The 22140-nt window shown below is 42.9% G+C and carries 18 protein-coding genes; 6 read left to right on the top strand and 12 right to left on the bottom strand.

The window, feature by feature from the left end; translation table 11 throughout:
• Window positions 1-5: 5 nt before the first annotated feature.
• The 5 genes from Vgang_RS07125 to pflB all read right to left on the bottom strand — a co-directional run bounded on the left by Vgang_RS07125 (window position 6) and on the right by pflB (window position 7394).
• Window positions 6-1280, bottom strand: a complete 1275-nt coding sequence (locus Vgang_RS07125) for a YeaH/YhbH family protein (protein WP_105901835.1) — start codon at window positions 1278-1280, stop codon at window positions 6-8.
• 91 nt (window positions 1281-1371) lie between these two features.
• Window positions 1372-3306 carry a PrkA family serine protein kinase gene (locus Vgang_RS07120; protein ID WP_105901836.1) on the bottom strand — a complete coding sequence of 645 codons (1935 nt, stop codon included), beginning with the start codon at window positions 3304-3306 and terminating at the stop codon, window positions 1372-1374.
• 343 nt (window positions 3307-3649) lie between these two features.
• Complete coding sequence (locus Vgang_RS07115) at window positions 3650-4150, bottom strand: YfbU family protein (protein ID WP_105901837.1); 501 nt, start codon at window positions 4148-4150, stop codon at window positions 3650-3652.
• A gap of 67 nt (window positions 4151-4217) precedes the next feature.
• Complete coding sequence (gene pflA, locus Vgang_RS07110) at window positions 4218-4958, bottom strand: pyruvate formate lyase 1-activating protein (protein WP_105901838.1); 741 nt, start codon at window positions 4956-4958, stop codon at window positions 4218-4220.
• Between the two features lie 159 nt (window positions 4959-5117).
• Window positions 5118-7394, bottom strand: a complete 2277-nt coding sequence (pflB, locus tag Vgang_RS07105; RefSeq protein ID WP_105901839.1) for a formate C-acetyltransferase — start codon at window positions 7392-7394, stop codon at window positions 5118-5120.
• A 738-nt stretch (window positions 7395-8132) separates the two neighbouring features.
• On the opposite strand from pflB, the gene Vgang_RS07100 reads away from it, so the two are divergent.
• The 4 genes from Vgang_RS07100 (at window position 8133) to Vgang_RS07085 (ending at window position 11364) form a co-directional block, all read left to right on the top strand.
• Window positions 8133-8903 carry an ABC transporter ATP-binding protein gene (locus tag Vgang_RS07100; RefSeq protein WP_105901840.1) on the top strand — a complete coding sequence of 257 codons (771 nt, stop codon included), beginning with the start codon at window positions 8133-8135 and terminating at the stop codon, window positions 8901-8903.
• Window positions 8904-9103: 200 nt separating this feature from the next.
• Complete coding sequence (locus Vgang_RS07095; protein ID WP_105901841.1) at window positions 9104-9874, top strand: ABC transporter substrate-binding protein; 771 nt, start codon at window positions 9104-9106, stop codon at window positions 9872-9874.
• 66 nt (window positions 9875-9940) lie between these two features.
• Window positions 9941-10684, top strand: coding sequence for an ABC transporter permease (locus Vgang_RS07090; RefSeq protein WP_105902127.1), 744 nt, complete (start codon window positions 9941-9943; stop codon window positions 10682-10684).
• Window positions 10685-10686: 2 nt separating this feature from the next.
• Window positions 10687-11364 carry an ABC transporter permease gene (locus tag Vgang_RS07085; RefSeq protein WP_105901842.1) on the top strand — a complete coding sequence of 226 codons (678 nt, stop codon included), beginning with the start codon at window positions 10687-10689 and terminating at the stop codon, window positions 11362-11364.
• 83 nt (window positions 11365-11447) lie between these two features.
• Here the strand turns inward: Vgang_RS07085 and xthA are convergent, their stop codons facing one another.
• From xthA to Vgang_RS07055, 6 genes are all read right to left on the bottom strand, one after another.
• Window positions 11448-12254, bottom strand: coding sequence for an exodeoxyribonuclease III (xthA, locus tag Vgang_RS07080; protein WP_105901843.1), 807 nt, complete (start codon window positions 12252-12254; stop codon window positions 11448-11450).
• 189 nt (window positions 12255-12443) lie between these two features.
• Window positions 12444-13604: a ribosomal protein uL16 3-hydroxylase gene (locus tag Vgang_RS07075; protein WP_105901844.1), complete on the bottom strand. Its 1161-nt coding sequence runs from the start codon at window positions 13602-13604 to the stop codon at window positions 12444-12446.
• A gap of 347 nt (window positions 13605-13951) precedes the next feature.
• On the bottom strand, window positions 13952-15325 hold the full coding sequence (purB, locus tag Vgang_RS07070) for an adenylosuccinate lyase (RefSeq protein ID WP_105901845.1): 1374 nt from the start codon (window positions 15323-15325) through the stop codon (window positions 13952-13954).
• Between the two features lie 58 nt (window positions 15326-15383).
• Window positions 15384-16004: a high frequency lysogenization protein HflD gene (gene hflD / locus Vgang_RS07065; RefSeq protein WP_105901846.1), complete on the bottom strand. Its 621-nt coding sequence runs from the start codon at window positions 16002-16004 to the stop codon at window positions 15384-15386.
• A gap of 97 nt (window positions 16005-16101) precedes the next feature.
• Window positions 16102-17244, bottom strand: a complete 1143-nt coding sequence (gene mnmA, locus Vgang_RS07060; RefSeq protein WP_105901847.1) for a tRNA 2-thiouridine(34) synthase MnmA — start codon at window positions 17242-17244, stop codon at window positions 16102-16104.
• Between the two features lie 381 nt (window positions 17245-17625).
• Window positions 17626-18339, bottom strand: a complete 714-nt coding sequence (locus tag Vgang_RS07055) for a pseudouridine synthase (RefSeq protein WP_105901848.1) — start codon at window positions 18337-18339, stop codon at window positions 17626-17628.
• A 422-nt stretch (window positions 18340-18761) separates the two neighbouring features.
• On the opposite strand from Vgang_RS07055, the gene Vgang_RS07050 reads away from it, so the two are divergent.
• Window positions 18762-20993: an NADP-dependent isocitrate dehydrogenase gene (locus tag Vgang_RS07050; RefSeq protein WP_105901849.1), complete on the top strand. Its 2232-nt coding sequence runs from the start codon at window positions 18762-18764 to the stop codon at window positions 20991-20993.
• 191 nt (window positions 20994-21184) lie between these two features.
• Here Vgang_RS07050 and cspD read toward each other — a convergent pair whose 3' ends face one another.
• Entirely contained in the window at window positions 21185-21406 is a 222-nt protein-coding gene (gene cspD, locus Vgang_RS07045) for a cold shock domain-containing protein CspD (RefSeq protein WP_105901850.1), read from the bottom strand.
• A gap of 372 nt (window positions 21407-21778) precedes the next feature.
• Between cspD and clpS the strand changes: the two genes are divergently transcribed.
• Entirely contained in the window at window positions 21779-22099 is a 321-nt protein-coding gene (gene clpS / locus Vgang_RS07040) for an ATP-dependent Clp protease adapter ClpS (protein WP_105901851.1), read from the top strand.
• Window positions 22100-22140 lie beyond the last annotated feature (41 nt).

Here is a 22140-nt window from a genome sequence, read left to right as displayed (position 1 = left end):
TCCCCTCAAGATTGAGCTTGCTTTTGAAAGAGCTCGCGGAAAATTGGGAAAATATCATCCACAGATTGAATGTTTTTCATGGCAAAGTTTTCGTAGGCTTCATCGATTCTTTCATATTCACGCCATAAGGTTTGGTGTGCACGTTTGGTGATTTCGATGTACGAATAATATTGGCAATAAGGTAATAGGTTTTTGACTAATAGATCTTTACAGCGGGGAGAATCGTCAGCCCAGTTATCACCATCAGAGGCTTGCGCTGCATAGATATTCCATTCGTTAGTGGGGTAGCGGTCTCTAACGATATCGCTCATGAGTTTTAAGGCACTGGAAACAATGGTGCCACCTGTCTCTTGAGAATAGAAGAACTCGTGCTCATCCACCTCTTTTGCCTGTGTGTGGTGACGAATAAATACCACTTCGACATTTTCATAGGTACGAGTTAAGAATAAATAAAGCAGAACGTAGAAACGCTTAGCGATGTCTTTGGTAGGCTGGTCCATTGAACCTGAGACATCCATCAAACAGAACATCACTGCTTGGCTCGATGGAATCGGTTTACGCTCGTAGTTTTTATAACGTAGGTCAAAGGTGTCGATAAATGGCACGCTGGCAATTTTTTCGCGAAGTTCCGCGATCTCGGCTTTTATACGTGTTTCTTCAAGTGGTTGCGCAGGCTCCGACATTTGAATTTCATCAAGTAGGCTTTCAAGATCACGTAAATGTTTACGCTTTGCGGCCGTCATTGCTGTGCGTCGAGCGAGTGACTGTTGTAATGAACGCACAATTGCTATGTTTGATGGAATACCGGCAGTTTGATAGCCCGAACGGTGGGATTTCCACTCGGTAATTTTATTGACTTGGTTTTTCTTCAAATTAGGTAGCGCAAGATCTTCAAACAGAATATCTAAGTATTCATCTTTTGAAATTTGAAAAATAAAGTCATCTTGTCCTTCGCCATCATTACTGGCATCACCTTGACCCGAGCCACCACCAGAACCGCCTGCTGGTGGGCGATCGATTTTATCTCCAGTGGTGAATTGATCATTGCCTGGATGCACGCGTTCTTTAGTGCCGCCTTTGCCTTGATGAAATGTTGGCTCAGTAATGTCTTGATTGGGAATCGTGACATCTTCACCGGTTTCAGTATTGGTGATAGAACGTTTTTTAACGGCTTCTGCGACAGACTTTTTGATCTGCTCTTTATTTCGACGAATAAACCGCTGCCGGTTGACGGTACTCTTATTTTTCCCATTCAAACGTCGGTCGATAAATTGTACCATAGCGCCTCCCCAAACTGCCTCATGAATAGCGGTTAAAAAGTAACGAGAAACACTATCTCGTCACTCTTTATTCTAGGTATTAAGAGCTAGGCTATGAGGACTTACGTACACGCAAATACCACTCTGCAAGTAAACGAACTTGTTTCTTGGTGTAACCTTTCTCCATCATGCGCGCCACAAAGTTGTCGTGTTTCTTTTGATCATCGTGCGAGGTTTTTGCATTAAATGAAATAACCGGCAGTAGCTCTTCGGTATTGGAGAACATTTTCTTCTCGATAACAGTGCGAAGTTTCTCGTAGCTGGTCCATACTGGGTTTTGTCCATTGTTATTAGCGCGAGCACGAAGAACAAAGTTCACAATCTCATTACGGAAGTCTTTCGGGTTACTGATCCCTGCGGTTTTCTCAATCTTTTCTAGTTCTTCATTTAGGGCAGAGCGGTCGAATAATTGGCCCGTTTCTGGGTCGCGATATTCTTGGTCTTGAATCCAAAAATCCGCGTAGGTGACATAACGGTCAAAGATATTTTGCCCATATTCAGAATAGGATTCTAAGTAGGCGGTTTGGATTTCTTTACCAATAAATTCCACATATTTTGGTACTAGATAACCTTTCAAATATTCAAGATAGCGTTCAGCGGTCTCTTGAGGAAATTGTTCGCGCTCGACTTGTTGCTCAATTACATAGAACAAATGGACAGGGTTTGCCGCCACCTCCGTTTGATCGAAGTTAAACACGCGAGACAAAATTTTAAAGGCAAAGCGGGTTGATAAACCGGACATACCTTCATCAACGCCCGCGTAATCGCGATATTCCTGATAGCTTTTGGCTTTAGGATCGGTGTCTTTTAATGTTTCGCCATCATAAACGCGCATTTTGGAGAAAATGGACGAATTTTCAGGCTCTTTTAAGCGAGACAAGATACTGAATTGTGCCAAAATATCGAGCGTGCTTGGTGAACATGGCGCTTCGGATAATTCACTGTTAAGTAATAGTTTTTTGTAGATTTTTTTCTCTTCCGATACGCGTAAACAATAGGGCACTTTGACAATGTAAACCCGGTCTAAAAAGGCTTCGTTGTTTTTGTTGTGACGGAAGGTCTGCCACTCAGATTCATTAGAGTGCGCTAGGATCATGCCTTCAAATGGAAGAGCAGAAAGCCCCTCGGTACCGTTGTAGTTACCTTCTTGAGTGGCTGTTAATAGTGGGTGTAATACTTTAATCGGCGCTTTAAACATCTCCACAAATTCCATCACACCTTGGTTAGCACGACAAAGCGCACCAGAGTAGCTGTAGGCATCGGGGTCATCTTGTGAGAAATGCTCCAGCTTACGAATATCAACTTTACCGACCAAAGAAGAAATGTCTTGGTTGTTTTCATCACCCGGTTCGGTTTTAGCAATAGCAACCTGGTTGAGAATGGACGGGCGTACTTTGACCACTTTGAATTTAGTAATGTCACCACCAAATTCTTTTAAACGTTTGGCGGCCCAAGGCGACATGATGGAACGTAAGTAACGAGGGTCGATACCATATTCACTTTTGAGCAGAGCACCATCTTCTTCCACGTTAAATAGGCAGAATGGGTGATCATTGACTGGGCTACGTACCCCATTAGCAGAAAGGACATAAATGGGCATTTGTTGCATTAAGGCTTTCAGTTTTTCAGCTAATGATGACTTACCACCACCCACAGGGCCTAGTAGATAGAGAATTTGTTTGCGCTCTTCTAAACCTTGTGCGGCATGTTTTAAGTAAGACACGATTTGTTCTATCGCATCTTCCATGCCATAAAAGTGTTCGAATGTTTTATAACGTGAAATGACACGGTTAGAGAAAATCCGGCTTAACCTCGGGTGTTTAGAAGTATCGATTACTTCTGGTTCACCAATGGCCATGAGTAGCCGTTCGGCCGCATTGGCGTAAGCACTTTTGTCCTGATGGCATAACGTAAGAAACTCTTGCAGAGACAATTCTTCATCTTTAGCGGCTTCGTAGCGTGATTGGTAGTGGTCAAAAATACTCATAGCGAATCCCCTTGAACATATCGAATGATGGGGTAACTGATGACGTGGTATCCAAGTTACGCAAGATATGGTTTCCAGCTGCTTGAATACATACCCCCTAGAACTAAGACTAGACTCGATTTTGGATTCTGCTTAACAATTATGTACTTATTTATGTCAGCATTTGCTGTGTGTCACGAGTAGCAGGGTGTGAAAAAGGGAAATAGCGAGTAGGACAAAAGAGGCAGAATTAGGTGCTAAATTAAGAGAAATAAAAACAGAAAACGCGGCTTCAAAAATCGTTCCTGTCGCCGCGCTTTATGCTGTAACCTTTTTGCTTTTCGACTTTTTGCTTTATGAGTAGTTAAGCATTAAAAATCTGCGTTAATTCCGTAGCAGAAAGGTGATATTGACGTGGGCAGTTACGCCAAGTGTTTAGCATACGGCGATATTTATCAATCATTGGCATTTGCGCGTTGAAGTGATGGTCTGCTTTATCAAACTGAGGGTATAAGCCTTCTGAATCGACCAAGAAACGAACGTAATTCATAGCTTGGTGTTCGGTAGCAATATCAAAGCCTAGGAACTGTAGGCGACGTTGGTCAACATTGGCTTTGTCTGCATCTGACAGCATGTTATTAGATTCTTGCATTGCATGGTACATTTCCATGATGTCGATGATTTCACGGCATGCTTCTTCTTCCATGTAACCAAAGTTTTTATCTAATTCACGCATTTGCAGACCGTAACCACGTTCTACGATGGTTTGCAGGCGTTTAAATTTCTTAGCTTCACTTGGCTCAAGGCTTGCCATTAGGCGGTATTGGTTTGAAAGGATCAAACGCTGTGCATGTGTCATTTCCATTGTGGACCTCAAAAATCTAATTTGAATTTGGTAAATAAACGAGCAAATATAGTCGAGTCGATAAGGATTAAAACATCACGTTATCGTGGTATTTGCTTAGTACAGAAACCACTTTTTCCATCGTTTCTTTTGATGGTGGATTCACACCTTCCAGAGGATAATCGTGACCAAGTGCCTCCCATTTATGGGCACCAAGTTTGTGATAAGGCAATAGCTCAACTTTTTCGATGTTATCCATATCTTTAATGAATTCACCTAGCATTTCTGCCGCTTCGAGGTCATCAGTATAGCCAGGTACGATTACGTAACGTAGCCATGTTTTTTGACCAATTTTGTGAAGGTAACGCGCGAAATCGAGTGTGCGACGGTTGGATACCCCAATAAAGTCATGGTGAATTTCATCTTTCATGTGTTTGATGTCGAGCATAACTAAATCGGTAGCATCAAGCACTTCATCAATGACATCCGTGTGTTTGCGAATGTAACCATTAGTATCTAGGCAAGTGTGGATGCCTTCGGCCTGTGCGGCGCGGAATAGGTCGCGCACAAATTCCGGTTGAAGCATGGCTTCACCACCAGAGCAAGTGATGCCGCCACCTGAAGCGTTCATGAAGTGACGATAAGACTTCGCTTCGTTAATGATCTCATCTACGGTCACCTCTTTGCCGCCATGGGTATCCCACGTGTCGCGGTTATGACAATACATACAACGCATTAAGCAGCCTTGCATGAAAACGATGAAACGAATACCTGGGCCATCAACAGTGCCACAAGATTCATAAGAGTGAATACGACCAATAGTAGACATAGGATAATTCCTTAGCTTTGTAATGTTTTTATTTTATTACAAAAGATAGGGTTAACCTAGCAGAAGCATGAGTTTTTTGTAGGCAGACTGTTAGGTAAAGGCGATAAAAAAGCCCCACTCCGAAGAGCAGGGCTTGATGGTTCTGATTTCTCTAAAAGATTATAGAGATTCAGTGAAAGTACGTGCGATAACGTCTTGTTGCTGTTCTGTAGTCAGAGAGTTGAAACGTACAGCGTAACCCGATACACGGATAGTTAGCTGAGGGTATTTCTCTGGGTGCTTAACAGCGTCTTCTAGCGTTTCACGGTTAAGAACGTTTACGTTTAGGTGTTGGCCACCTTCAACGCCTGCCTCGTGGTGGAAGTAACCATCCATTAGGCCAGCAAGGTTCGCTTTCTTCGCTTCGTCAGTCTTACCTAGAGCGTTAGGTACGATAGAGAAGGTGTAAGAGATACCATCTTGTGCATCAGCAAACGGTAGTTTCGCTACTGAAGTTAGAGAAGCTACAGCACCTTTCTCATCGCGACCGTGCATTGGGTTAGCACCTGGAGCGAATGGTGTACCAGCGCGACGACCGTCTGGCGTGTTACCCGTTTTCTTACCATATACCACGTTTGAAGTGATAGTAAGGATAGACTGAGTAGGAGTCGCATCACGGTAAGTCTTAAGCTTACGGATTTTGCCCATGAATACAGAAACAAGTTCACATGCGATATCATCAACGCGTGGGTCGTTGTTACCAAATTTAGGGTAATCGCCTTCGATTTCGAAATCGATCGCTAGGCCGTCTTCGTCACGAATTGGCTTAACTTTAGCGTATTTGATTGCAGATAGTGAGTCAGCTGCAACCGATAGACCTGCGATACCACAAGCCATTGTACGACGTACGTCACGGTCATGAAGAGCCATTAGAGACGCTTCGTAGCTGTATTTGTCGTGCATGTAGTGGATTGCGTTTAGCGCAGTCACGTATTGTTTTGCTAACCAATCCATGAAGTGGTCCATTTTTACCCACAACTCGTTGTAATCTAGGTATTCACCTGCGATTTTGTCCATTTTAGGACCAACTTGGATTTTCAGTTTTTCATCGATACCACCGTTGATGGTGTATAGCATTGTTTTTGCTAAGTTCGCACGAGCACCGAAGAACTGCATTTGTTTACCAACAACCATTGGAGATACACAACATGCGATTGCGTAGTCATCAGATTGAAGGTCAGGGCGCATTAGATCATCGTTTTCATACTGGATAGATGAAGTGTCGATAGATACTTTTGCACAGAAGTGCTTGAAGCCAGCAGGTAGTTGCTCAGACCAAAGAACAGTGATGTTTGGCTCTGGGCTTGGACCCATTGTGTATAGGCTGTTTAGGAAACGGAAGTTAGTACGAGTTACTAGTGTACGTCCGTCAAGACCCATACCACCCATTGATTCTGTCGCCCAGATTGGGTCACCAGAGAACAACTCATCGTATTCAGGAGTACGTAGGAAACGAACCATACGTAGTTTCATTACGAAGTGGTCGATCATTTCTTGAGCTTGTTCTTCAGTGATGCGACCAGCAGCGATATCACGTTCTACGTAGATATCTAGGAAGCTTGAAGTACGGCCAAGAGACATTGCAGCACCGTTTTGAGACTTAACAGCCGCTAGGTAACCGAAGTAAGTCCATTGGATAGCTTCTTGTGCAGTTTCAGCAGGGCGACCGATGTCATAACCGTATTTCGCAGCCATTTCTTTGATTTGGCCAAGAGCACGGTGTTGCTCTGCGATTTCTTCACGAAGTTGCATTGTTGCAGTTAGGTCTTCGCCGTTTTCGAAACGCTCTTGTAGAGACGTGAATTGAGCGAATTTATCTTTCATCAAGAAATCAATACCGTATAGCGCTACGCGACGGTAGTCACCGATGATACGACCGCGGCCGTAAGCATCTGGAAGACCAGTCAATACGCCAGATTTACGACATTTCATGATGTCTGGAGTATAGATATCGAAAACACCTTGGTTGTGTGTTTTGCGGTACTCAGAGTAGATTTTAGAGATTTCTGGGTCTAGCGTGCGGCCGTATGCTTTACAAGAACCTTCAACCATGCGAATACCACCGTTAGGGATGATCGCACGTTTTAGTGGCGCTTCAGTTTGAAGACCAACGATAGTTTCTAGATCTTTGTTGATGTAACCTGCATCGTGTGCAGTGATGGTAGAAATAACAGAAGTATCGAAATCAACGGGAGCAAGAGTTTTGTTTTCTTGCTTGATGCCTTCCATTACTTGAGCCCAAAGCGTTTTCGTTGCTTCAGTACCCTCAGAAACTAGGAAAGATTCATCACCTTCATACGGTGTGTAGTTCTTTTGAATGAAATCACGAACGTTTACTTCGTTTTGCCAATTACCGTTAGCAAAACCTTCCCAAGCTTTAGCAAATTGCTCTGCCATGACATACCTACCTTTTTAGTAGAAAAAATACGTACTGTTGTGAGCTACCAGTTTTAGTCGCCACTGCTATTAAGCACAGTACACTCAGATTAATAATACTGATGAGCTATAAGCTAACCCATTAGTATTAGCATTCAAAGCCGCGACATCGTATCGCACTCAAATGAAATTAAAAACCGAACCCTCATTTCACTCTGTGCTGGGTTTAAGTTTTGGACCAAGAGATTAGTCCGTTCATACCAGTTCGTAATATGAGTTATCGACGTTCTTCTCAGTATAATCAAAATTGATACTTATGATTTACTGTCGTCAAAACTTAACAATAGACACACCCAAATGTGTTGATCTCGATCATTTTATCTAAACAATTTGTGTAAATTTAAAAATCTTTTTATAAATTCTATAATTTTTTTTGAAATGGATATTTTGGCAGGTTTTATGCTTGTTAATGAATAAGGTTCTTACGGGAGTGGGGATGATCATAGTGGAAGAAAGTGATTGTTTAGGCGTTTCGACGAGTGTTGAGATTGTGCTTTTATTTTGAGCGATCAGTCAATAGTAGTGATATCCAGACTTGATGTAGGTGAAAATGTCTATATCATGCATAAAAATTCAAAATAAGCGGTTGTATGGAATTAATTATACGAGGCAGACGGATTGCAAGCCTCTAAAACCAGTGCTAGGTTGATTTTAACCATCAGGAAGATGGACGTTTACAATACAAGGGAGTAATGGCGCATGACGGATGTACCCGCGCTAGATATCAAAGATTTACATAAAACCTTTGGGAAAAACGAAGTTCTTAAAGGCATCTCACTTTCCGCCCATAAAGGCGATGTTATTTCTATTATCGGTTCATCGGGTTCCGGTAAAAGTACTTTCCTTCGCTGCATCAACTTACTTGAAACGCCAACCTCGGGTGATATTTGGGTCAATGGTGAATTGATCGAAATGAAAACCAATCGACGTAATGAAACCTCTCCGGCTAATGAACAACAAGTGCAACGAATTCGTTCACGTCTGGCGATGGTTTTTCAAAGTTTTAACCTTTGGTCGCATCTCACGGTACTCGAAAATGTGATCGAGGCTCCAGTTCACGTATTAGGTGTGCCAAAAACTCAAGCGATTGAAAATGCAGAATTGCTGCTTAAAAAAGTAGGCTTGTACGAACGTAAAGATTATTACCCAGGTCATTTGTCTGGTGGTCAGCAACAACGTGCTGCTATCGCTCGTGCATTAGCTGTTGAGCCTGAAGTGATGTTATTTGATGAGCCAACTTCAGCTCTTGACCCTGAATTAGTGGGGGAAGTGCTCGGCGTGATGCGTGATCTGGCAGAAGAAGGCAGAACCATGTTGGTGGTTACGCACGAAATGGCCTTTGCTCGCGATGTCTCTACTCATGTGATGTTCCTGCACCAAGGAAAGGTGGAAGAACAAGGCGCGCCAAGTAAACTATTTAATAATCCAGAATCAGAAAGGTTTAAGCAATTTATCTCATCGGTGTATTGATACCCTTGAAGATAGGTTTAAGTAGCTAGGTTTAAGCAGTCAGGTTCAAATTTAACTGTGGCTTATTATTTTTAATAGCAGCAGTTAATCCAAACACTTTGCGAGTGGATGAAACAAAATAATTTAGACAAAGCTGGCAAAGTAAATAACAACAAAACAAAACACAACATAACAAAAGTCATAATCACAGGAGTATGGATATGAAAAAGTGGTTTTTAGCGGCGACATTGGCAGCAACAGCGCTTTCTGGTGCGGCACAAGCTAAGGATTGGAAGACAGTACGTTTTGCAACAGAAGGGGCTTACCCTCCATTTAACTACACTAATGCTGATGGCACGCTCGCGGGCTTTGATGTGGATTTAGCGAACGCATTATGTAAAGAAATGCAGGCGAAGTGTCAAATTCTTGCGCAAGACTGGGATGGCATCATTCCGGCACTACTTGCTCGTAAGTACGACGCTATCATTGCTGGCATGTCGATTACTGAAGAACGCAAAAAGAAAGTCGCTTTTACGCATAAGTACGCTCTTATTCCAAACAAGTTTATTGCGAAAAAAGGTGCGAATATTGAATTTACCAAAGAAGGGCTGAAAGGCGTGAAAATTGGTGTTCAGCGTTCAACGACGCATGATCAATACATTGAAGATAACTACAAAGGCATTGTTGATGTCTCTCGCTACGGTACATTCGACGAGGCTTATCTTGACCTAGAAGGTGGCCGTATTGATGCGGTATTTGGTGATGCATCTGCACTACAAAGTGGCATGTTAGATAAGAAAGAAGGCTATGAATTTACTGGCCCATCTTTAACGGATGAAAAATGGTTCGGTGAAGGTTTTGGTATTGCAGTGCGTAAACAAGATCAAGATCTTGCTGAGCAATTAAACAAAGCGATTGATTCACTTCGCGCGAAGGGCATCTATCAAGAGATTGCCGCTAAATACTTTGCTTATGATGTTTACGGCGAATAATTCGCAGTATTAAGAGCTTGCTCGAGGCAATATTTTTCTGCCTCGAGCTAAGAAGTAGAAATGACGATGTTAGATTTTTTACAAGGCTATGAAACCACCATTTTACAAGGTGCACTTCTTACCATAGAGGTGGCCGTTCTTTCTTTGGTGGTAGCAGTAATACTCGGTATATTGGGCGCATTAGCGAAACTATCGCCGTATCGATGGGCGCGTGCCATTGCCACAACGTATACCACTATCATTCGCGGGATCCCTGATCTGGTGTTAATGATGCTGATTTTCTTTGGTGGGCAAATTTTGCTCAACAATTCTTTATATGCGCTTAATGAGCAATTCAATGCGTGGATGACGAGCTATGATCCGAGTCATGAATGGACATCGTATTTACCCGACTATATTGATGTTAGCCCATTCAGTGCCGGCGTATTAACTATCGGCTTTATCTTCGGCGCGTATATGGCTGAAACCTTTCGTGGTGCGATTATGGCTGTCGATAGGGGAGAATTAGAAGCCGCAAAAGCTTATGGCATGAGCAGCGTATTGGCTTTTCGCCGCATATTATTACCGCAGATGATTCGTCACGCTATCCCTGGGTTTGGTAACAATTGGCTGGTGCTATTGAAAACCACCGCATTGGTTTCGATCATAGGTTTAGATGACATGGTTCGAGTCGGTGCATTGGCGGCGGGTTCGACTAAAATGCCGTTTACTTTTTATATGACGGTGTCGGTTATCTTCTTAATTTTTACCAGTATTTCCATTGGTCTTCTTAGAGTGTTGGAACGTAAATACACATTACATACGAGGTAAGCATGGATTTTTCAGTTGTATTCGACAGCTTGCCTTTATATTTCGAAGGATTATGGACCACATTTTGGCTGGTGGGGCTGTCTTTGATTATTGGACTTGGTATTGCTATTCCTGCTGGCATTGCACGAACCAGCAAAAATCCGGTAATCAATTTCCCCGTATGGTGCTATAGCTACTTTTTCCGTGGCACGCCATTATTGGTACAGCTTTATTTGATTTACTACGGCAGCAACCAGTTTATGGAAGTGCGTGATACCTTATGGGAACACGCTTGGTTTTGTGCTTTAGTGGCCTTTGTATTGAATACTGGAGCGTACACAGCAGAAATCTTTGCGGGAGCGATTAAAGGGTTAGACAAAGGTGAGGTGGAGGCTGCTAAAGCCTATGGCATGTCTAAACGTAAAATTTATCAGCGCATTATATTGCCAAGCGCCTTACGTCGTGCATTGCCAGCATATAGCAATGAAGTGATCTTTATGCTGCATGGTTCAGCGGTGGCTGGGATAGTAACCGTCATGGATATTACTGGTGTAGCTCGATTAGTTAACTCAAGAACTTACGCACCGTTTGAAGCTTTCTTTACCGCCGGTATCTTCTATATGATATTGAGCATGGCGATTATCTTTGCCTTTAAGCAAGCGGAAAAACGTTTTCTAGCATACGCTAGACCATTGAGCTAAATGAATGTGAGATAAACAAAATGTAACGCCAGTGATTGTGAAGTCACTGGCGTTTTTATTTGTTGCGCTTACTGTTTAAAATGCTATTTAAACACTGACCAAATCGGTGCATGATCGGAAGGCTTTTCAATGCCACGCAATTCGTAATCAATGCCGGCTTCAACACATTTTGCCGCTAGGCTAGGGGTCGCTAAAATGACATCGATACGTAGGCCACGGTTGTCATCAAAACCGCGTGAGCGATAATCAAACCACGAGAATTGATCATCAACCGTTGGATGTAAGTTACGGAAAGTGTCCTCAAATCCCCAATCTAATAAGGTTTTCAGCCATTCACGCTCTTCTGGTTGGAATGAGCATTTACCAGTTTTTAGCCAGCGTTTAGCGTTAGGCTCACCGATGCCAATGTCTAAATCAATCGGGCTGATATTGATGTCTCCCATTACGATAATCTGCTCACCGCTGCTGTGGTGCGTGTTGAGGTGAGTCATTAAGTCCTTATAGAACTGGCGCTTGTATGGGAATTTGGTTTCGTGATGAATGTTATCACCTTGCGGAAAATAACCGTTCATCACTGTGGTTTTTTGTCCATTTTCATCTTCAAACGTCGTCATGATCATGCGGCGTTGATGTTCTTCAGTATCGGTTGAGAAACCGCGCTGAACGGCAATCGGTTCTTGTTTACACAACATTGCCACACCGTAATGGGCTTTTTGACCGTGAAAATAAACGTGATAACCCATGGCTTGTACATCTTCCAGCGGAAAGGCTTCATCGTGTACTTTGATTTCTTGTAAGCCAATCACATCCGGTTGATGCTTATCAATGATGGCTTGCAGTTGGTGAAGGCGGGCGCGTAGGCCATTAATATTGAATGAGATCACTTTCATTATCAGTTATTCCAGTCCGTTCGTATTGAGAATGTCTACCATCATACAGAGCATTTTAATGATAGGGTATGGTATGGGCGCTGTTTGTTGGAATTGTATTCAGTAGGATTAAAAAAAATAGGCGCTGAGTATGGACAATCAGCGCCTATATATCGACGTTACATGGGTGTGGAATGGGTTATTAGGCGGTTATTCTACGAACCAATAGCCTTTATTCATGAGCTGAGTAAGTAAGTTCATTGCAGCTGGAATACTGGTCAGAGACGCTAGGGTCTGTGGTTCAATATCGTCATAATCACATAAGATTTGCGCTAATGGTTCTAATCCCGTTTCTAGTTCAAATACCTCTCCATTGATGTACAAGGTATTCGGGTTGTGTTCATGATAAACCGCTCGTAATCCGGCCACTTTATATAAAGGCTGTTCTGTTTGAATGTGCTGCATCAGTTCATCGGCATCGAATTCTTCTTCAGGTACGATGATATTAAGCTGATGGCGTGATTGGCTTAACATACAACCTAGAAAGTCATTAATACGGGCCTGATCTTGCAATGCTGAGGTGAGCATCGACGTTAAATGCTGAGCATCTTGGGCTTGGATCATACCAAATCCGGTTTGCGTTTTTTGCTCAGGGTTATGTAAATGCACATCGCCAATATCATGCGCCAAAATGTAGTCGGCAAAGTTACTGAGCAGTTCTTGTTCTTTGGGGGAGCGGAAGCCAACCGAATAGCTCATTGATGGCTCTAAGGCATAACCATCGTGAGGGAATCCTGGTGGAATGTATAAGATGTCGCCTGGTTCGAGTACTTCATCAATAATGGCATCAAACTGTTTGATTTGACGCAGTGCTTGCGCTTGAATGACTTCTTCATATTGGCCTTCATCTTTGGCGCCAACACGCCAGTGACGTTTACCCATACCTTGGCAAATAAATACGTCATATTGATCGATGTGTGGCCCCACGCCACCATGTTCGACGGCAAAACTGATCATCACATCATCAAACAACCAACTCGGCATGGACTGAAAAGGAGACACCAATTGTGCCACTTCTGGATGCCAATGATTCGCCGCTTGCACAATTAAAGACCAATGACTTTCCGGTAAGTCAGCAAACTTATCTTCTGCAAACGGGCCATGCTCAGCGCGCCATTGCTGATTTTTGTTAGAGACAAAGCGAGAGTCGACCACTTCCTCCATCGCAAGGCCCGCTAATTCATCAGGAGACAGCGGATCAATAAAGCCTTGTTCAGGCGATTGTATGAAAAAACCACCTTTGATAACCGTGGGTTTCTTTTGCCAGTATTCAGCAAGAAATTGTTCAAGCGAGAAAGAGAGTTGGTACATGTGGTGCCTACATTGAGATGAAACGGAACAGGGCTCAGAGTGTAACAGAAAGCACAGATTAAAGGGAAATGAAGCAATAGCAAGGGATGAGGTTGAATACAAAAAAAGAAAAGGGCTAGCCGAAGCTAACCCGTGGTGTATGCTTATGAGTGAATTAACAGCGTCATCCTGAATAACGACGAAGGAGTGTAGTTCAGGATCTCCTAAAGCTATCGACTTCACAGCTTAACGTAGGAGATTCCAAACAGCTCGTACCTCACTTTTGGAATGATGAGCTTTTGGAGTGACGAGTGTTAATCTTTTCGAAACTCGAGCAGCAAAGCGCCCGAGCCTCGATAACCGTTAGATTACTTCAACAAATCTGTCAATTTAACAGCATCACCGATGTAATTTGCCGGTGTCATTTGCTTCAAGCGATCTTTTTCTTCTTGTGGAATCTCAAGACCGTCGATAAATGCACGCATGCCTTCACCATCAACACGTTTACCACGAGTTAGCTCTTTTAGCTTTTCGTATGGTTTTTCAATGCCGTAGCGACGCATCACGGTTTGTACTGGTTCGGCTAGTACTTCCCAGTTTTTATCCAGTTCTGCTTCTAGTGCCGCTTGGTTCACTTCTAACTTACCGATACCACGCATCACAGATGAATAAGCGATCATGGCATAGCCACAACCTACGCCCAAGTTACGTAGAACCGTTGAGTCGGTTAGGTCACGTTGCCAGCGAGAAATTGGCAGTTTTTGCGCAAGGTGAGTGAAGATAGCATTCGCTAGACCTAGGTTGCCTTCTGAGTTTTCGAAGTCAATAGGGTTCACTTTATGAGGCATGGTTGAAGAACCGATTTCACCCGCAATGGTTTTTTGTTTGAAGTGGCCAAGAGCGATGTAGCCCCATACGTCACGGTCAAAATCGATCAAGATAGTATTGAAACGCGCAATTGCATCAAACAATTCAGCGATGTAATCGTGTGGTTCGATTTGAGTTGTGTACGGGTTCCAGTCTACGCCTAGAGATTCGGTAATGAACTCTTCGCTGAATTTGTGCCAATCAAGCTCAGGATAAGCAGAAAGGTGAGCGTTGTAGTTACCAACAGCGCCATTGATTTTCGCTAGGATTTCTACGTTCGCGATTTGCTTGAATTGACGCTCCATACGGTACGCCACGTTAGCCATTTCTTTACCCATTGTTGATGGAGACGCAGGCTGGCCGTGAGTACGAGATAGAAGAGGGATGTCACGGTATTCAACCGCTAGGCCTTTGATGGCATCGATGATTTCGCGAATCGCTGGCAAGATCACTTCATCACGTGCTTCTTTTAACATCAAAGCGTGAGAAGTGTTGTTGATGTCTTCAGAAGTACAAGCAAAGTGAATGAACTCGCTCACTGCGTGAAGTTCTGGCAATGCTTCTACTTTTTCTTTAAGGAAATACTCAACCGCTTTTACATCGTGGTTTGTCGTACGTTCAATCGTTTTGATGCGGTTTGCATCTTTTTCGCTGAAGTTCGCTGCGATATCGTTTAGGTATTGATTCGCTTCTGCGCTAAAAGCCGGTACTTCTGCAATTGCAGCTGTTGCCGAAAGCTTTTGTAACCAACGGATTTCAACGATAGTACGGTACTTTAGGAGGCCATACTCACTAAAGATGCTGCGTAACGCAATCGTTTTACTTCCGTAGCGGCCGTCTACCGGTGAAACAGCAGTCAATGCTGACAGTTCCATGTGTATCTCCTGAATTGAATTTAACTAAAAAAAGAGGGTGAAATAGGTTCGGATCGTATTACCACGATCTCGCGAGTAAAATTTTAGCTTGTTCGAGCATTTTTTTACGACCAAGCAATAAGTGACGACGACGTCCACCAACCTGGCGCCACAGTACCGCACAACGTACGCCTGCCAATAAGAGAGCTCGAACTTTATGTTGATTTAATGTTTGTTGCAGTACCGCTGGCGTACCAGAGACTTGGATGCGAGGGCCGACTGGGCTAATCACATCGAGGTAGACGCTGGCTAAGTTGCTGATCATTTGTTCATCAAGCAGGTCATAGTGATCCAGTTGACGTTCAATGGTAGTGAGGCGATCACCAAGCTGTGACATTGAGTCAGAACGAGCGCTGAGTTTACGCTCTAAAGACATAATACTGATGATGTAGCGAGTCACTTCACTGCCTTTTGGTGTGCTATCAATCCCTTTCACCATGGTTTCTAAACCCAGTTTAAGGTTTGATTCGTCGCCAAATACATCCAGTGTATTGCGAGGATTCATATTCACAATTGTATTCAAGGTCGCTTTAAGCTCGGCGGAATCACAATCTCCGTTTCGCGCTACTTGTTGAACAAGCGCAACAGCTTGGCAGATACCTGCAAAAGCGATAGTACGGTCATATAGATTGTTTGCCACGTTTGATTCTCCTGAAAACTGACCAAAAACAATGAAGTGTTACTATAAATGAAATCTAACTATAAACAAAAGGGCCACAAAGAGCCCTTAATTATGATTACATTCTTTCTTCGATGATGCCGCCACCTAAGCATACATCGCCTGAGTAAAATACCGCCGATTGCCCAGGTGTCACGGCAACTTGAGGTTCATCAAAAATCACTTTGATATTTTCGGCATCAATTGGCTCAATCGTGCAGGCAATATCTTGTTGACGGTAGCGCGTTTTCACACTGCAACGTAATGGCTCAGTAATGGCTTTACGATCTACCCAATGAAGTTGAGAGGCGATCAAACCAGTGGATTTCAATAGAGAATGTTCCGCACCTTGCACCGCGATTAAAACATTACGTTTTAGATCTTTATCGGCAACATACCACGGATCTTCGTTACCGCCACCGCCTTTTTGACCACCAATGTGTAAGCCTTTGCGTTGGCCTAAAGTGTGGTACATCAAACCTTGGTGCTCGCCGATCACTTTACCCTCTGGTGTTTCAATTTTACCAGGTTGAGCAGGTAAGTAACGCGATAAGAAATCAGTAAATTTACGTTCACCGATAAAGCAAATACCGGTGGAGTCTTTTTTCTTCGCTGTGATTAAGCCTTGTTCCTCGGCAATGCGGCGAACTTCAGGTTTTTCTAAATCGCCCACTGGGAACAAGCTGCGCGCCACTTGCTCATGACTTAATGTGTACAAAAAGTAGCTTTGGTCTTTATTGTTATCTAAGCCACGCAACATTTGAGGTAATTCACCCGCTGCCATTTGTTCAGGCGTTGGGAAAGTACGACGAACATAATGGCCCATAGCAATGTAATCGGCATCAAGTACTTCATCAGCAAATTCTAAGAAGGCTTTAAACTTGATTTCTTTATTACACAGAATGTCTGGGTTCGGTGTACGGCCAGCTTTGTATTCAGCTAGGAAGTATTCGAACACATTGTCCCAATACTCCGCAGCAAAGTTGATGGTATGTAAGTGGATACCTAGCTTGTCACACACAGCCTGCGCATCAGCAAGATCTTCTGCTGCTGTGCAATATTCTTCGTTATCGTCTTCTTCCCAGTTTTTCATGAAAAGACCTTCAACTTGATAACCCTGCTGTTGGAGCAAGTAAGCTGAAACGGAAGAATCAACACCACCGGACATTCCGACGATGACTTTTTTATCGCTGTTATTACTGTTTTGGCTGTTATCTGACATGCATGAATTACCACAAAATGAATCTGCTGCGGATTCTAACAGAAAGTTATCGGAGGCAACAGATCCGTGAAGGAGTTCACATTCAAATTACGGTGGAAAAATACCCCATTAGATTACAAATACGTGTGTTTATACCCAAGTAACCTCAAGATGCGAGTTTCAGCAAGAATAAAACAAGTTTTAGGCAAGGCAAATTGACTATGATCATAGTGATTCTATCTCTGTTCAATTTAACGCAGCATAAAGCTTGTTTTAACTTGCCCTTCGGGAGCTTCATCCAAGCCCTCAGCCTACGTCAGATTTAATTGAAAGGTGTTTATTCCGCATAAATCTTCCTTGTCTAAGAACTTGGATGATAGCTCTGAATTCTGCATCTTGAGGTCACTTGGGTATATATTCACCTGGCTGCAGATCGCCTAAATTCCACTCACCAATGGCGTAGCGAATTAAGCGTAGGGTGGGAAAGCCGATGTGTGCCGTCATGCGTCTTACCTGGCGATTTCGGCCCTCAATGATGGTAATGGCAAGCCAAGTAGTTGGGATATTAGCGCGAAAGCGAACCGGTGGATTTCTTGGCCACACATTGGGTTCTGCCATTATTTCCACTTTGGCGGGTAGCGTCATACCATCTTTGAGCTCGACCCCTTGACGTAATTTATCTAAATCGGTTTCACTTGGAGCGCCGTCGACTTGCACCCAATAGGTTTTTGGCGACTTCGACTGCGGCTGTGTGATTTTAGCCTGCAAAATACCGTCATTGGTCAATACCATTAAGCCTTCGCTATCTCTATCTAATCGACCCGCTGCATAGACATCTTTTACATCAATATAATCGGCTAAGGTTTTACGTTGTTCACCGTCAGTAAATTGACTCAATGTGTCGTAAGGCTTGTTAAATAATAAAATAATGCGTTCGCTGTCATTGATACGCTTTGTTGGCTTGTTTTTTTGTGACTTATTTGCCTGTGAATGCGGCTTATTTTTAAACCTAGACGACTTACGCGCTTCATGGTTTGCAGTGTGTTTTCTGGTCGAACCTGTTTTAAACCGATGACGTGATTGTGGCTTTTTTGAAGAAGACTTTGTCGTCGACATGTTAACTACCTTGCAAAAATGTAAACAAACGGAGTGGCTAAGTTTTAATAAATTAAGAATTGATCTAGTATGGTGCCGCTAAAAGAACAAGATAATAGACCAATAACTCGAATTTGTTTAATTCATTTGGGAATTTCTTCCCCATAAAGAGTTCTCACAATACCCGCGATTGACGGTTGCTTGCTAAGTCAATGTACGAATAGAAATACATTGATGAATAAAACTTGGCTAAATCGAAGAATCGTAACAGTAAGAGTGCAACAAATTTGAGTGATCCAAACAGGTATGCTTGAGATGATAGGGTATGCCTGATGAGCTGTTATCTAACAAGAGAGAAAAGGGTGCATACGATGATACCGTTTTCTTGAGCCATACAGCCGTTCTCATCTACTAAGGCTGTTCGATCTATATAGGGAAATTCAATGCCTACACAAAAGCCAACAATTATTTACACTATTACCGATGAAGCGCCAGCACTGGCTACTTATTCATTACTGCCTATTATTCGCGCATACACCGCATCTTCTGGTATCAATGTAGACACTCGTGATATTTCATTGGCGGGACGTATTATTGCAAACTTTCCTGAGTACTTAACTGAAGAGCAACGTATTGGTGATGCTCTGACTGAGTTAGGTGAGCTGGCAAACACACCTGAAGCCAATATCATTAAATTACCAAATATTTCTGCTTCCATTCCTCAGCTACGTGCTGCGATTAAAGAATTACAAGCGAAAGGTTACGCGCTTCCAAATTACCCAGATGAGCCGAAAACGGACGAAGAACGTGCCATTAAAGAAACTTATGACAAGATTAAAGGCAGTGCGGTAAACCCAGTTTTACGTGAAGGTAACTCTGACCGCCGTGCGCCACTTTCAGTGAAAAACTATGCGAAGAAAAATCCACACTCAATGGGTGCATGGGATTCAAACTCGGCTTCTCATGTTGCAAGCATGACAGAGCAAGATTTCTACGGTAGTGAAAAATCATTGACGGTTGACGGTGCGCGTAACGTTCGTATCGAACACCTTGATGCTGGTGGCAATGTTGAAGTGCTTAAAGCGCCATTTGCTTTACAAGATAAAGAAATCATTGATGCTGCTGTACTCAACAAAGCCGCTTTGGTTGAGTTTTTCGAAAAAGAAATCCAACAGGCGAAAGAACAAGGCATCCTGCTTTCTTTGCATTTGAAAGCGACCATGATGAAAGTGTCGGACCCTGTCATTTTCGGTCACGCGGTTAAGGTTTACTACAAAGACGTATTCGCAAAATACGGTGAGCTATTCGAAGAGCTTGGTGTCGATGTGAATAATGGTATTGGTGATGTGTATAGCAAGATCGAGAACTTGCCAGCGGAACAAAAACAAGAGATTGAAGACGCACTGGCTGCGGTTTACAGCACTCGTCCTTCTCTTGCAATGGTGGATTCGGATCGCGGTATTACTAACCTACACGTACCAAGTGATGTAATCGTTGATGCTTCAATGCCTGCGATGCTTCGTTCATCTGGTAAAATGTGGAATAGCGAGGGTCAATTGCAAGATACTAAAGCGATGATCCCAGATCGCTCTTATGCGGGTGTGTATCAAGCGGTTATCGACTTCTGTAAGAAACACGGTGCATTCGATCCAACGACTATGGGTAGTGTTCCAAACGTTGGCTTAATGGCGCAAAAAGCGGAAGAGTACGGCTCACACGATAAAACCTTTATCGCGAAAAAAGCGGGCACTATCCGTGTAGTGGATGACAGCGATACAGTATTGCTTGAGCAAGAAGTTCAAGAAGGCGACATCTTCCGTATGTGCCAAGTCAAAGATGCACCAATTCAAGATTGGGTGAAGTTAGCCGTATCTCGTGCGCGTGCAACTGGCGTTCCAGCAGTATTCTGGTTAGATGAAAACCGTGCTCACGACGCTGAACTCATCAAGAAAGTTAATGCTTACCTACCTGAGCATGATACTTCTGGTTTGGAAATTAAGATTCTGGCACCCGTTGATGCGACTAACTACTCGCTAGAGCGCATCAAGGAAGGGCTAGATACAATTTCTGTGACTGGTAACGTACTACGTGACTACCTAACGGATCTATTCCCAATTCTTGAGCTAGGTACTTCAGCTAAAATGCTATCAATCGTTCCATTAATGAATGGTGGTGGTTTATTCGAAACAGGTGCCGGTGGTTCAGCGCCGAAACACGTACAGCAAGTAGAAAAAGAAAACCACTTACGTTGGGATTCACTGGGTGAGTTCTTAGCGCTAGCGGCATCTTTGGAGCACTTAAGTAGTGTTGCTGGTAATGAAAAGGCGCAAGTTTTAGCTGAGACCTTGGATAAAGCGACGGGTCAATTCTTAGATGAGAATAAGTCACCATCACGTAAAGTAGGTGAACTTGATAACCGTGGTAGTCATTTCTACCTAGCTACATACTGGGCGAAAGCACTTGCTGAGCAAACAAAAGATGCAGAGCTTGCTCAACAGTTCGCACCAATCGCAGAGCAACTGATTGCCAATGAACAAAAAATTGTTGATGAGTTGAATGGCGCACAAGGTGTCGCTGGTGACCTAGGTGGTTACTACTCATTTGATGATGAAAAAGTATCACGCCTAATGCGTCCAAGTGAAACGCTGAATGCCGTATTGGAACAATTGAAATAAAGTTCTAGATTGAGTGAATTAGCATAATAAACACCAGCTGCGAGGCTGGTGTTTTTTTATGTCGATTTCATCGGGCTGTATTGCCATCTAATTAATGTAATAGGTATAAAAGCAAAACAGCAACACCGTTGAAGAAACAGTATTGCTGTTGATAGATAACTGAAAAGTGGTTTGCTAAAAAGGTTCGCTACCTATTTGCTTTGATCACTATCGAGAGGCGTAACTAGGCTTGCATGAGAGCCTTTTGGGCCTTTTTCTACTTCGTAGGATACTTGTTGTCCTGCTTTTAACGTTCTGTACCCATCCATTTGAATTGTCGAGTAGTGAGCGAAGATATCGCCTTCTTCACCTTCTGGACAAATGAAGCCAAATCCTTTGGCATTGTTAAACCATTTAACTGTACCTGTAGCCATGCTTTACATCCCTCATGCTTTTTCAACGATATAACGGTTATTTTTTTAACCACCTCAGAACACAATTTAGACAATCACAGCTGACAGTCAATAGCTGAGAGTGATAATTGTTGTCGAAATGACAAAATAGAGATATGGATTTAACTTTTGCTTAACTACGGGATTGAAAATTACATTTTAAGCTCCCATTTTTGAGATGCTTTGCTTTCTTTTTAGGCGCTTGATGTGCGACTTTTACATAATGGCTATCTTTTATTTGCAGGGATACAATTGGTGCATTAGTCTCTAATTATGAAGACAGATTGAAGTATGAAGACAGATCGTCAATTCGGTTTTCTAGCAGTCCTGTTAAAAAAGTAGAAATAAATAAACATGAATAAGCAATACCAATGGACTTCACCAGATATCGATCTTCTGGAAGATGAGAAGACCAAACTGAAGCCACCGGCGATGTATCATGTGATTTTAAATAATGACGATTACACTCCGATGGACTTCGTGATAGAAATACTAGGTCGTTTTTTCTCTATGGATTTGGAGAGTGCGACACAAGTAATGCTTAAAGTGCATTTTGAGGGAAAGGCAATTTGCGGCACGTTTACAGCAGAAGTGGCTGAGACAAAAGTAATGCAAGTTACCATGCATGCACGTGAAAACGAACATCCCTTACTGTGCACTATGGAGCAAGTATAACCACAAGAATTTGCGTTTTTATACGCTGAGATTTTTGCTGG

Origin of the sequence: Vibrio gangliei, assembly GCF_026001925.1 — a bacterium.
Lineage (GTDB): Bacteria > Pseudomonadota > Gammaproteobacteria > Enterobacterales > Vibrionaceae > Vibrio > Vibrio gangliei.
The sequence above is the reverse complement of the archived record's forward strand: the minus strand, read 5'-3'. Positions and strand labels throughout refer to the sequence as shown.

Bases quoted from the DNA above. Each gene is read 5' to 3' on its own strand.
- Vgang_RS07125 (WP_105901835.1), bottom strand. From the start codon at position 1,280: ATGGTACAATTTATCGACCGACGTTTGAATGGGAAAAATAAGAGTACC.
- Vgang_RS07120 (WP_105901836.1), bottom strand. From the start codon at position 3,306: ATGAGTATTTTTGACCACTACCAATCACGCTACGAAGCCGCTAAAGAT.
- Vgang_RS07115 (WP_105901837.1), bottom strand. From the start codon at position 4,150: ATGGAAATGACACATGCACAGCGTTTGATCCTTTCAAACCAATACCGC.
- pflA (WP_105901838.1), bottom strand. From the start codon at position 4,958: ATGTCTACTATTGGTCGTATTCACTCTTATGAATCTTGTGGCACTGTT.
- pflB (WP_105901839.1), bottom strand. From the start codon at position 7,394: ATGGCAGAGCAATTTGCTAAAGCTTGGGAAGGTTTTGCTAACGGTAAT.
- Vgang_RS07100 (WP_105901840.1), top strand. From the start codon at position 8,133: ATGACGGATGTACCCGCGCTAGATATCAAAGATTTACATAAAACCTTT.
- Vgang_RS07095 (WP_105901841.1), top strand. From the start codon at position 9,104: ATGAAAAAGTGGTTTTTAGCGGCGACATTGGCAGCAACAGCGCTTTCT.
- Vgang_RS07090 (WP_105902127.1), top strand. From the start codon at position 9,941: ATGTTAGATTTTTTACAAGGCTATGAAACCACCATTTTACAAGGTGCA.
- Vgang_RS07085 (WP_105901842.1), top strand. From the start codon at position 10,687: ATGGATTTTTCAGTTGTATTCGACAGCTTGCCTTTATATTTCGAAGGA.
- xthA (WP_105901843.1), bottom strand. From the start codon at position 12,254: ATGAAAGTGATCTCATTCAATATTAATGGCCTACGCGCCCGCCTTCAC.
- Vgang_RS07075 (WP_105901844.1), bottom strand. From the start codon at position 13,604: ATGTACCAACTCTCTTTCTCGCTTGAACAATTTCTTGCTGAATACTGG.
- purB (WP_105901845.1), bottom strand. From the start codon at position 15,325: ATGGAACTGTCAGCATTGACTGCTGTTTCACCGGTAGACGGCCGCTAC.
- mnmA (WP_105901847.1), bottom strand. From the start codon at position 17,244: ATGTCAGATAACAGCCAAAACAGTAATAACAGCGATAAAAAAGTCATC.
- Vgang_RS07055 (WP_105901848.1), bottom strand. From the start codon at position 18,339: ATGTCGACGACAAAGTCTTCTTCAAAAAAGCCACAATCACGTCATCGG.
- Vgang_RS07050 (WP_105901849.1), top strand. From the start codon at position 18,762: ATGCCTACACAAAAGCCAACAATTATTTACACTATTACCGATGAAGCG.
- cspD (WP_105901850.1), bottom strand. From the start codon at position 21,406: ATGGCTACAGGTACAGTTAAATGGTTTAACAATGCCAAAGGATTTGGC.
- clpS (WP_105901851.1), top strand. From the start codon at position 21,779: ATGAATAAGCAATACCAATGGACTTCACCAGATATCGATCTTCTGGAA.